10 protein-coding genes are annotated in these 11,945 nt (G+C 61.5%); 5 read left to right on the plus strand and 5 right to left on the minus strand.

All coding sequences use genetic code 11. From position 1 onward, the window contains the following. Positions 1-78: 78 nt before the first annotated feature. The 4 genes from ACW5XC_RS02210 to slyA all read right to left on the minus strand — a co-directional run bounded on the left by ACW5XC_RS02210 (position 79) and on the right by slyA (position 3,674). Complete coding sequence (locus tag ACW5XC_RS02210) at positions 79-843, minus strand: substrate-binding periplasmic protein (RefSeq protein WP_042055251.1); 765 nt, start codon at positions 841-843, stop codon at positions 79-81. Between the two features lie 174 nt (positions 844-1,017). Continuing rightward, positions 1,018-2,115, minus strand: coding sequence for a DUF2955 domain-containing protein (locus tag ACW5XC_RS02215; RefSeq protein WP_202904102.1), 1,098 nt, complete (start codon positions 2,113-2,115; stop codon positions 1,018-1,020). Further along, entirely contained in the window at positions 2,105-3,160 is a 1,056-nt protein-coding gene (locus ACW5XC_RS02220) for an HlyD family secretion protein (protein WP_042055253.1), read from the minus strand. Before ACW5XC_RS02220 ends, ACW5XC_RS02215 begins: the two co-directional genes overlap by 11 nt. Position 3,161: 1 nt before the next feature. Further along, a complete protein-coding gene (gene slyA, locus ACW5XC_RS02225) occupies positions 3,162-3,674 on the minus strand; it encodes a transcriptional regulator SlyA (protein WP_042055256.1) in 513 nt (170 codons plus the stop codon). Positions 3,675-4,661: 987 nt separating this feature from the next. Here slyA and ACW5XC_RS02230 point away from each other — a divergent pair. From ACW5XC_RS02230 to ACW5XC_RS02245, 4 genes are read left to right on the plus strand one after another with little or no spacing between them, the layout of a single operon-like run. After that, the gene (locus ACW5XC_RS02230; RefSeq protein WP_042055258.1) at positions 4,662-5,978 is read left to right on the plus strand and encodes a 2-hydroxycarboxylate transporter family protein; all 1,317 of its coding nucleotides are present in this window, start codon (positions 4,662-4,664) and stop codon (positions 5,976-5,978) included. Positions 5,979-6,001: 23 nt separating this feature from the next. Beyond that, on the plus strand, positions 6,002-7,552 hold the full coding sequence (locus tag ACW5XC_RS02235) for an NAD-dependent malic enzyme (RefSeq protein WP_042055260.1): 1,551 nt from the start codon (positions 6,002-6,004) through the stop codon (positions 7,550-7,552). Positions 7,553-7,569: 17 nt separating this feature from the next. Further along, positions 7,570-9,138, plus strand: a complete 1,569-nt coding sequence (locus tag ACW5XC_RS02240) for an ATP-binding protein (RefSeq protein WP_005338422.1) — start codon at positions 7,570-7,572, stop codon at positions 9,136-9,138. Between the two features lie 3 nt (positions 9,139-9,141). Next, on the plus strand, positions 9,142-9,837 hold the full coding sequence (locus ACW5XC_RS02245) for a response regulator (protein ID WP_005338420.1): 696 nt from the start codon (positions 9,142-9,144) through the stop codon (positions 9,835-9,837). Positions 9,838-9,913: 76 nt separating this feature from the next. Here the strand turns inward: ACW5XC_RS02245 and ACW5XC_RS02250 are convergent, their stop codons facing one another. After that, entirely contained in the window at positions 9,914-10,813 is a 900-nt protein-coding gene (locus ACW5XC_RS02250; RefSeq protein ID WP_042055263.1) for a DMT family transporter, read from the minus strand. Positions 10,814-11,046: 233 nt separating this feature from the next. Between ACW5XC_RS02250 and ACW5XC_RS02255 the strand changes: the two genes are divergently transcribed. Continuing rightward, positions 11,047-11,871, plus strand: coding sequence for a helix-turn-helix transcriptional regulator (locus ACW5XC_RS02255; RefSeq protein WP_042055265.1), 825 nt, complete (start codon positions 11,047-11,049; stop codon positions 11,869-11,871). Positions 11,872-11,945: the final 74 nt, after the last annotated feature.

Consider the following 11,945-nt stretch of genomic DNA (forward strand, 5'->3'; position numbering starts at 1 on the left):
ACGGCCATTCGGTGCGTCGCTGGCTGTCCGGCATACCGCGCGAGTATGAGGGGGACGCAATCAGGAAGGTATCGCCAATCAGTAGAGGCCAAGTCTGGTTTCAAACTGGCGGATCAGCGTCTCATAGATGCCGTTGTTTTTGATCTTCTGCAGCCCCTGCTCGAACTGTTTGGCCAGCGCTTCCCCTTGCGGGTGGTGGCGGGAGAAGGCGAGCCAGAAGCCATCGGTGGAGAGTTTGCCAACCTTGACCACCTTGCCGGTCAGCTGCTTCTGCTGGATCTTGAGATAGCCCGGCATGCCGTTCATCAGGATGTAGTCGACCCGGCCGCGTACCAGCATCTCGAGGATCTGGGCATCGGATTTGGCCTGAAAGCGGGTGATCCTGGGGTTCTCCATAAAATCGGTGGGGTAGGTGTAACCCAGGGTGATGCCCACCCGCTTGCCTTCTAGCGAGGTGAGCTTGAGATCCCGTTGCGGGTCGCTGGCAAGGGCGAAGATGGCAAGATCCTCCTCGAACATGGGGGTATCGTGCCAGTGGTACTGGTAGCGGTTCTCTTCGGTGATGGTAGCGTTGAAGCACCCCGCAAGTTTGCCGCTTTTCGCATCGTGCATGCAGCGGGCGAAGGGGAGGGTACGAAAGACAATCTCGATCCCTTCGGCGGCGAACACCGCCTTGACCAGCTCAGGCGCCAGTCCGCGGGGCTGGTCATCCTCATTGTCCTTGTCGCGCTCGCAGTAGGGGGCCCAGTCATCTTCGGCACCAATGACAAGCGGGGTGGCCCCGAGCGGGCTGGTAGCCAACAGCATCAGACAAACCAGCCATTTTTTTAACAACGGAACCATAAGTGTGCACCTCATCGACAGCAGCCTTACAAGCATAGCCACACTTCTGCGCTGACTTGTAGTGGCAGGAGCATTGGTGAGGGAAGTCAACGAGCGAGAGAAAAAAAGCCCCGGCAGGCGACGGGGCGAAAGAGAGCTCATCCATGGGCTGACAACAGTGCTTACAACAGGAAATCAATAACCGAAGCGGGTCGCCTCGAAGCGATTGAGCAGCCGATGGACGAGGTAGCAGGCCAGCAGGGTGACCACGATGGCAAACAGTATGCTGCTCACCCTGTAGAGGGCGCTGAATACCAGATCGTTGCCCGGGGTGAGGTACTGGCCAAACAGGATGCCGAGGGTGGTGAGGGCGCCAAAGCCGACCCCGGAGCCGCCTGCCTCCTTGACGTGGGCATGGCTGAACAGCATGGCGCCGAGCCACAGTAACGGGGCGACAAGCAGCAGTTGCCCTGACCAGTCATAGAGCAGCAGCTGGCCGAGCAAGCCGAAGGTGACACCCAGCAAGGTGCCCATCGCCCGTTTGCGGGCATAACTCAGTGCACCGTTCCAGTGCATGGGGAACAGCACCAGCAGGGTTGTGGCCTGGGCAGACATGGAGTCGCGCAGGTCAAACACCTGAAATACCAGAAACGACAGGGTGGCCACAGTGGCACCCAGCAGAGCTTCATGGCGCATCCGGTGCGGCGCCTTGGGGGCCGAGGCGGGCTTGGGTCTGGCCTCCACATCCGGGATCAGCATGGTCATCAGGTAGGCGATCAGCACCGACAGCACGCTCGCCCAGATATTGTTGAGGATCAGGTCGTTGAGGTCGGTCTGCGGATAGCTGGCAAAGTGCAGCATGATGCTGAGGCTCAGCATCCCGTTGGCCCCGAACAGAAACAGGCTGCCCCGCGACATGGCGGCGAAACGGTAGAGAAACAGCAGAAAGGCGATAGGGGTCATCAGCGCCGGATGGCTGCCAAACAGCCCCCCCAGCAGCCCGACCTCCACTCCACAGACCACCGCTGCCGCGATCAGCTGGCGCGCGGCATGGCCATTCATCACCGGCACCATCCCCAGCAGCAGCACCGGTGTGACCGTATAGAAGACCCCGTAATTCCAGCCAAACAGCTTGCAGAGCAGAAAGCCCGTGGTGCAGCCAAAGGCGATGCGCAGGCACTGGCGCAGCTCGTTGCCGGTGAGGGGCCGATACCAGAGGTGAGTGGCAGCACCACCGGCGGGGTGTGCTGGGGCAGTATTGACCGACGGGTGAGTGGCGTGGTTAGTAGACATAATGGAGCAGGCTGAGCAGGTGGATCTGGCCTCGTGCCAGCATGGCGGTCAGGGCATTGTCCGGCAGCAGTTGTACCGTGGCCCGCGCCCCGGCTGGCAGATGATCGGGGATCTGGTCCAGCTCGAGGTGCAGCCGCATCCGCTGGGCATCCCGTACCCAGCGATCAGACTCCACCGGCGCGGCCAGTCGACCATTGGCATCAAACTGACCGGCGCTCACTCCGGCATCCAGACTGCTTACCCGAGCAGGATAGAGCTGACCCGGCTCGCCATCGAAGGCGACCAGTGCGCGGGTTTGCTCGCCAACATGGCGCAGGCTCTTCTCCCGAAAATCGGCAATGACGTCCACCTGTTCCGACACCAGTGCCAGCAGCGGGCTGCCGGCGCTGGCGATACTGCCCGGCTTGAGCTGCAAGTTGGTGATGGTGCCATCCTGATCCGCGTGGACCTGGCTGTAAGAGAGGGCCAGCTGCGCTTGCGCCAGCTGGTTGCGGGCCTGGCGCAGCAACAGATTATCCTCACCGGTCACGCCACGACTGGCCTTGATCTGGGCCAGTTTGGCCTGACTGGCGCGCAGGTTGGCCTGGGCGCTGCGCAGGGCGCTGTCAGCCTCATCTTTTTGTTGCAGCGAAACCATGTGACGTTGGTAAAGCGCATCGATCCGCTCAGCCTCGCGCCACTTCTGGCTGGCTAGGGTCTCCTTGGCGTTGATCTCGGCAACGGCGGCGGTCAGGGCGGCATCCAGTTCACGGTTCTGCTGCTCTGCCTGCGCCAGCGCAAGGCGGACCTGCTCCACCGCCAGTTCAAAAGGGGCCGGATCCAGCCTGAACAGCAGCTCTCCTTTCTTGACCTGCTGGTTGTTGTGAACGGCAACCTCGATCACCTTGCCGCTCACCTGGGGGGCCAGCTTGGTGACCACCCGGGTCGCCATCGCCTGAGGGGTGAGGGGCATCAGCAGGTCGGCTATCAGAAAATAGGCAAACAGGGTGGCAAAGCCCGCCATGGACCATTTGATCCAGCGGGTAAATTGTTGATCCGGGGTCATCTTATTCTCTCTCTGTGTCGGTCTCGGGAGGGCTTGTATCGCCTCCGGCTTGTCGGTCGTGGTGTTGTTCAATTTTGCTGAGGGCGTTGGCCGAGATCCGCTGCACCGTGGCTTCAAACAGCTGCAGGGTCTGCTCGTCGATGCCCCCCAGCAGCTCGCGGCGGATATTCATGATGCGGTCGGCGATCTGATCGAGCAGGGTCTGGCCAGCCGGGGTCAAACAGACGATGCGGGCCCGCTTGTCCTGACTGCAGCAGTGGCGCTCAATCAGTCCCTGCTCTTCCAACTGGCCCAGGGTGCGCATCAGGGATGGCAGTTCTATTTCGAGGGCTTCGGCCAGGGTCTTCTGGCTGACATGGTTCCCCATGCGGGAGAGTTTCCACAGCGCGGTCCAGCGGGGATGGGTGAGGCCAAGGGGGGCCAGCTCCAGATCGGCGGCAGTACGCCATAGCCGGTGCATCCGCGCTATCTGCTCGGCGAGCGACAGCTCGCGCAACCTTTCCAGATCCGTCATCTTCTCATCCTCAATCTACTTAGCCTGCTAAGCATCATACTTGTTTAGCAGGCTAAGTAAATAGTGTGATGCGGATCATGTTTCTGGTCGGATCTTTCGCTGGTGTGAGTTAGCAGCATTCGAGCCCCTGATATTATTTTCGGGGCTAATCCACTCGAGGCTCTCTTGGCGCTTCGGATATTGCACCGTGAATGGAGGATATTCGGTAGTTATTTTCATGAAATTTTCAGCTTCAGCGAGCAGCTCTTTTTTTATCCGCTAATATTGATGGGGTTATAAAATAAGGGGGAAACGGGTTGTGGATGGATATGACAGTGGATGTGTGTATCTGGCAATTGAAACGCTGTTGAGTGATGGGGAATATGGTGCAGAGTCACACCATGGCGTGAATCGGGAAGGCGCTATCAGAAGTACCGATATCAGTCATGATTTTGACCCCGCCAATATTCCATTGCTGTTGGCAGAATAGACCTGACCGTGTGTGATCCTTGTGAGTTCAAGCCAGTGCTCTGGTATTCGCTGGCTTGACTCATCACTATTTCAATCTCCCCTTTTTGCATCTTTCTTCTCACCCTTTTTCATCGTGCGTGCTTCCTGCACGCCGACTCAAACCCTGATGTGGCACGCCGTGGCACTCGCGTCATGGTGATGACATTGCCCGCTGATTATCACTCACAGGAGCTGTGGCGATAAATGGTCGCAGAGCTTGTCATCTGGCTCTGTTATTTCCCCGAAGGGGGAGAGATCATCGCATCGTTATTACTGCTGATCATTCCAATATCCGCCATTGGGCTCGCTCGTTTTATCGCCCAATTTCCTGGTCGAGCAGGGCATCGATGGTCTGGTGTTCTATTGTGCTGCGCACGTTAGCGGCACCATGATGTTTAAGTTTTTAATGTTTTTATATGGCTTTGCAGTCTGGCTAACCGACAGGAGTGAGGGGGATCAATAAAGTAGCGGTCACAATCACACGCAGAGTACATAACAATGAAAAACCTCTCTTCCCTACAAACCACACAAGAAAAGGCCGCCTTTATGGGCGGCCAACAAATTGCCGGTATGCCGCTCTTTATATTTCTGGGGTTGGCAACCTGTGTTCTCTTTTCCGGCTGGAATGGCTCGCTGCCGCTGGGCATGGTCGGTGCGCTGGCACTGATGTTTGTGCTGGGCACCCTGCTGACCGAGTTGGGTGAGCGGATCATGCCAATCCGTGAATATCTTGGGGGCGGCACCATCCTCGCCATCTTTGGCGGCGCCGCCCTGTTCGAATATCAGCTGCTGCCGGTGCAGGCGGGGCAGGTCATCACCAACTTCATGAAGGAGGGGGGCTTTCTCAACTTCTTTATCGCCAGTCTGGTGACCGGTTCGGTGTTCGGTATGAGCGGCGCTTTGCTGAAAAATGCCGCCATGCGCTATCTGCCGGTCATTCTTGGCGGCGTCGCGCTGGCACTGCTGAGCGTGGGGCTGGTCGGCTCCCTGATGGGGTATGGCTTCAAGAATGCGGTGCTTCTGATCGGCCTGCCCATCATGGGTGGTGGCATGGGGGCGGGGGCTGTGCCTCTGGTGGAGATCCTCTCCGGCCCGATGCAGATGTCCAGTGCGGATCTCTTGTCGCGCATGGTGCCGGCGGTGGTGATCGCCAATACCCTGGCCATTCTGGTGGGCTCCCTGCTGGCGCGGCTCGGTCGTCGTTACCCCTCCCTGACCGGTAACGGCAAGCTGATGATCAAGGAAAGTAGCCAGAGCATTGCTGACGAGCAGGCCGAAGCGCCGACCCTTCAGAGTCTGGGTATGGGCCTTTTCATCAGCTCCAGCATGTTTGTGCTGGGCTCCCTGCTTGGCAACTTTATCCCGATGCACCCCTTTGCCCTGATGATTTTGGCGGTCGCCTTTATCAAGGTGAGCGGCCTGCTGCCGCGCCGTTATGAGCAGGCGGCGGCCGACTGGTATCAGTTTGTGGTGAGCAACCTGACCCCCTCGCTGCTGGTGGGGATCGGTGTCGCCTACACCAGTATTCCGGAACTGATCAGCGCCTTCTCCATCAGCTACTTCGTGCTGGTCATGGTCACCGTGATCGGTGGCGCCCTCGGCGCGGCGCTGGTGGGCCGGATGATCGGCTTCTATCCCATCGAGGCGGCCATCACCGGCGGGCTCTGCATGGCCAACATGGGGGGCACCGGCGACGTAGCCGTGCTCTCGGCGGCCCAGCGGATGAAGCTGATGCCCTTTGCCCAGATCTCCTCTCGCCTTGGCGGCGCCGTGATGCTGATTTTGGCCACCGCTCTTATCTCCCTGCTCGCCTGATACCGGATTGAGGAACAAACAAGATGAACGACATCATGATGGGCACCAGCCTGCCCTATGCAGAACGCAAGCGTCAGGGGGTGCGGGGTCGCATGCCCCACAAGGAGGAGTCCCTCTCCCAGCAGCGGCGCCGGATCTACCGGTTGGTCAGCGCCATGCAGAGTCCGTTTGACCAGCATCTGCTGCTGCGCCAGCTGCAGGAGGACAACCCGGTGCTGTTCTACGATCTGGTGCGCCACCACCTGCCGGAGCTGCTGCCAATCATCTACACCCCGGTGGTGGGGGAGGCGTGCCAGCGCCACAGTGACCTCTATTTGCGCAGCCGCGGGCTCTATCTCTCCTGGCACGACAGGGACGATCTTGACGACATCCTCGAGTCGGTGGAACAGGAGGTGGATGTGATCGTCATCTCCGATGGCGAGCGGGTGCTGGGGCTCGGCGATCTCGGTATCGGCGGCATGGGGATCTGTATCGGCAAGCTGGCGCTCTACTCCGCCGCTGGTGGTATCAACCCTGCACGGACCTTGCCGCTCTGCGTCGATGTGGGCACCAACAATCCCGAGCTGCTGGAGGATGACTCCTACCTCGGCTGGCAATCCCCGCGCATTGACGGCGAGAGCTACTACCACTTCATGGACAAGGTGGTCGCCGCCATTCGCAAGCGCTGGCCGCAGGTGGTGCTGCAGTTTGAAGACTTTGCAGGCAAGCACGCCGCCAACTTGCTGACCCGTTATCGCGACGAGCTCTGCATGTTCAACGACGATATTCAGGGCACGGCGGCGGTCGCCTCCGCCTGCGTGCTGGCCGGGTTGCAACAGGCGGGGACCACCCTCAGTGATGCCCCGGTGCTGATCGTCGGGGCGGGTTCTGCCGGCTGCGGCATCGCCGCCATGCTGGCCCAGCTGGCGGGGAGTCACGACGGCGTCTGGCTGTTTGATCAGGACGGGGTGGTCTGCGCCGATCGTCCCAACTTGACTCGCGCCCAACAGCCGTTTGCCCGCGCCGTGGAGGAGGGGAACAGTTCGCTGCTGGAGACCATCCGGCAGGTGCGCCCGGCGGTCTTGATTGGCGTGAGCGGTCAGGGCGGCCTCTTTACTGGCGAGGTGCTGCAGGCGATGGGGGAGGTGTGCGATCAGCCGGTGATCCTGCCGCTCTCCAACCCGACCCGCAGTGCCGAGGCTACCCCCGAGCAGGTGTGGGCCGCCACAGATGGCCGCGCTCTGCTGGCCACCGGCAGCCCCTTTGCGCCGGTAACGGTGGCCGGGGAGCTGCGGGTAGTCTCCCAGTGCAACAATGTCTATGTCTTTCCGGGGATTGGTCTCGGGGCCTGCGCGGTCAAGGCGCGCCGCATCAGCGATGGCATGTTGCTGGCCGCGGTGCGGGCTGTCGGCGCCTATCCGCTGGTGGCGGGCCGGCTGTTGCCCCCCATCGAGCAGGTGGGAGAGGTGGCCCGCGCCGTCGCCAGAGCGGTGGCGCTCTGTGCCCGCGAGGAAGGATTGGCCGATTTTGTCGGCGATCCGGCACCTTTGATTGACCAGACCTGGTGGCATCCGCACTATTGGGCAGCGTCCTGACGTTTTAAGGTATGTGCATGAAACTTCGCCACCAGTTGGTCACCCTCTCTCTCGGGCTCTCCCTGCTGCTGATCCTCATTCTGGGCAGCCTGCTGGCCCTCTTTATCCGTCATCTGCTGGAGAGCAATCTGCAGGATAAGGGGAGCGATCTGGCACGGGTGATGGCGGCGGACACCCGGGTGGTCGAGGCTCTGCGTCAGGGGAGTGATCCTACCCTGCGCGACTATGTGGAGGCGGTCTGCAACCGCACCGATGCCACCTATATGGTGGTGACCGACGAGCATGGTCGCCGCCTCAGCCACCCCAACCCCGATCTGGTGGGGCAGAAGTTCCGCGGCGAGGATATCTGGCCCGCGCTGCAGGAGCGGCGAAGTTATTGCTCCAAGGATCGGGGCACCATGGGGCCGGCGATCCGCTGCTTCTCCCCGGTGGTTGGCGGGGATGGGCGCGTCATGGGGGCCGTGGTGGTGGGCTACCTGATGCAGCAGGTGGAGGGCATCTACATGGAGCGGGTGGCCCTGCTCATCTGCGCCATCGTGGCGGTGCTGGGATGCGGCCTGCTGCTGGCACTCTGGGTGCAATATTTGCTGCGCAAGACCCTGCTCGATCTGGAGCCGGAGGCGATCGTGCGCCGCTTCACCCTGCAGGATCTGGTGCTTGAGCACATCACCGAAGGGGTCATCGCCCTCGATGGCCGCGGCAACATCAACATGATCAACAGCACCGCCAGCTATCAGCTGCGGCTGCCGGTCACCGGGCGCCACGCCCTGCAGGGGCAGTCGCTGGCGGAGCTGGTGCCGCCCCTTGCCCCCTGTCTGGAGCAGGAGGGTGGGGAAGTGAGCTTCACCATTCAGGGGGAGTCCTTTGTCGGTCGCTGGCAGGCGGTGCAGGGCAAGGCGCCGGGGCGGTTGCTGATCTTCAGCCGTCCGGAGGTGGCCGCCAGTCTGGGGGTGCAGGTGACCCACCTGCGCCAGTATGCCGAGATGCTGCGGATGCAGAGCCACGAGTTCGCCAACAAGCTGAGCAGCCTCTCCGGCCTGTTGCAGCTGGGCCATGTGGATCAGGCGGTGGAGCTGATCCAGCAGGAGAACGAAGCGTGCCAGACCATGCTGCAGGAGCTGCTGCGGCTGATCGACAACAAGCCGGTGGCGGGGCTTATTCTCGGCAAGTTCAGCCGGGCCCGCGAGCTGGGGGTGACCCTGGAGCTCGATCCCGATTCGGCGCTGGCGGAGTATCCGGCCTCGGTCTCGGCCGATCTCATTACCCTCATTGGCAACCTGCTGGACAACGGCCTGCAGGCGGCCTGGCGCAACCGCCAGCAGCGGCCGCCGCGGGTGCTGCTCTCCCTGTGCGATGTGGGGCGGCGACTGGTGATCGAGGTGGAGGATAGCGGCGAGGGGGTCGACGAGGAGCTGGCCGATCATCTGTTCGATTACGGAGTGAGTCGCCAGAGCGGCGATCACGGGGTGGGTCTGTTCCTGGTCAAGGAGACCGTGGGTCGGCACGAGGGTGTGATAGAATGGCGGCGAACCGCCGAGCAGACCACCCTGTTTGGTATCTACTTGAATAAAAACCAATTAATGTGAGCCATGGACCCAATAATCACGCTTGTTATTGAAGATGACGATCGGATCGGTGCCATCTTGTCAGAACTGGTGGCGGCGACACCCGGTTTCTCCCTGCTGGGGCGGGCCGGCACCCTGGCCCAGGCCGATGCCATGATGGCCGGTGTGGTGCCCCAACTGCTGCTGGTGGATGTCTCCCTGCCCGATGGCTCCGGCCTTGAGTGGGTGAGCCGCCTGCGCAGCCACAACCGCGAAGCCTATGTCATCATGGTGACTGCCTCGCGGGATGTGGAGACCATACAGCAGGCCCTCAACCTGGGGGTTCATGACTACGTCATCAAACCATTGCGGCTGTTTCGCATCCAGCAGAGTCTGGATGAGATCCTGCAACTGCACAGCCGCCTCTGCGAGCGGGGTCGGCTGGAGCAGGAAGATCTCGACAAGCTGCTGGGCAAGGGGGGGCGCTCCCAGATCAAGGAGATGCGTGTCACTCCCAAGGGGATCGACAGCATCACCCTGCGTCAGGTGCTGGATCTGCTGGCGGGCGAGCCGGAGAACGTCTTCTCCACCGACACGGTGGCGCTGCGACTCTCCCTCAGCCGCACCACGGCGCGCCGCTATCTGGAGTATCTGGAGTCGGAAGATCGGGTGGATGTGGATCTCAACTATGGTCAGCGGGGGCGGCCGGAGCGGCGCTACCGCTGGCGCCGGGCCGGTTGAGATGCGCACTGGCGTGCATTGCAGAAACAACAAGGGAGCCATGGGCTCCCTTGTTGTTTCCGGACGATGTTGGTTCTCAGGCGGCTTCCCGTTCGGCTACCGGCGCACGCCCCTTCAGCTGGGAGGCCATCACCCCGCCCAGGATCAGCCCGCCACCCAGCAGGTGATAGCCGTGGATTGGCTCGCCCAGGCCGACGACGGCGATCAGCGCCGTACAGAGCGGCATCAGGTTCATAAAGACCGAGGTGCGCTCTGCCCCCATGCAGGCGAGGCCGCGCATCCAGCAGTAAGCCGCCAGCAGGGAGGAGGCGAGCCCGGCGAAGAGCACCAGCCCCCACCCTTCGGCTGGCACCGCCATCGAGTCGGCACTGAGAGCGAGCGGCACCAGCAGCAGTACGGCCAGCAGGATCTGCATGTAGAGGTTGAGCCAGGGGCCAAACGGCAGTTGCCAGCGGCGGATCAAGAGGCCGTAAAGGGCGTAGCTGGCGGAGCCGAGCAACATCATGCCATCCCCCGGGTTGATGCCGTTATGGAGCAGGGCCAGTGGTTCGCCCTTGCCAAGCAGCCAGAGCACGCCGAACAGGGAGATACTCATGCCGAGCAGTGCCTGTTTGCCGGGACGCTGGCCGAAGAAGAGCGCCCCTTGCAGCAGGGTGAGCAGTGGAATGAGGGAGCCGATCACCCCCATATTGGTGGCCGAAGTGCTGTGAGCAGCGTAGTAAGCGAGGCACTGGTAGAGCACCATACCGAGCGCCGCCAGCACCAGCAGCTTGCCGAGCCAGGGGCGAACCTCGCTACGGCGGCGCCACAGCTGCGGCAGGCAGAAGGGGGTCAGCGCCAGAGCGGCGATCACCCAGCGATAGAAGGAGATAGCCGCGGGGTCGAGCACACTGGCGGCCGCCTTGGACACCACGGTATTGGTAGCCCAGATCAGCACCGCCATCAGCGGAAAGAGAAGAGGGGAAAAGATTCGCATCAGAGGCTCCTTATTAACAGGGGGCCAAGTCTACCCTTGTCTTTATATTATCAAGTAGCGTAAAACAGACAGATGACCCAGCAGAAAAGACAACTCTTTCTGATGCACCTTATTCCGGCCCACACGGGCTGCGTCTGCCCGCAACTGATGGCTGCTTTTGACCTGTGCCGGAGACCGAGCCAACAGGGCGTTGCATCACGCCTGCTCCTCTCTCTCGCTGACAAGGGGCGCTGATGGCCACTCACCACTTTCAGCCGGTAGATGTCGTTCTGCCCGCTCCCAATCCGCTCTTTTTCAGTTACCAGCAGATGTTGGCCGACAGCGCGACCGTGCTGCACTCCCACCCCTGGGGCCAGCTCAACATGATCAGCCTGGGGATCATGGAGATAGAGCTGGGGGATCAGCGACTGGTGGCCCCTGCCGACTACCTGATCTGGGTACCGGCGGATCTCGACCACACCTCTTACAACGAGCAGACCCTCGACTACACCTCCATCTACGTCAGCCACGAGCTGGCGGCCAAGCTGCCGCCAGAGCCCAGATTGCTGCTGCTAACCCCACTTATTCGCGCCCTGCTGAGCGACTTTTGCGAACGGCGGGTGAGCCATATGGCGGATGAGTGGGATCAGCGTCAGGCCGAGTTGCTGGTGGAGCGGCTGGCGCGCACCCGTTGTCAGGAGAGCTACCTGCCGATGAGTCAGGACAAGCTGCTGGCTCCCATGCTGGCGGTGTTGCACAGCGATCCTGCCGATCCCCGTACTCTGGCCCAGTGGGCCGGACAACTGCACACCACAGAGCGCACCTTGTCGCGGCGCTGCCTGCGGGAGCTGGGGATGAGCTTCGGTCAGTGGCGGGCGCGGTTGCGGCTGCTCAAGGCGCTGGCCTGGCTCAAGGGCGACATGCCCATTCAGGAGATCAGCTGGCGGCTCGGTTACGGCTCCACCTCGGCCTTTATCGCCATGTTCAACCGGGAGCTGAGCTGCTCCCCCCAGCGTTATCGCCAGCAGTCGACAGTGCGGGTTGGCACTGCGCTTGAAAAACGTGACAGAGAGCTGTGAACTCCTTGATAAGTGGCATGTTTCTTGTAATTCACGGGGTTATCATAGTGGCTTGTTATCGCGTGCTATCCGAG

The sequence above is a fragment of the Aeromonas sp. 25-AL00135 genome (assembly GCF_054052385.1).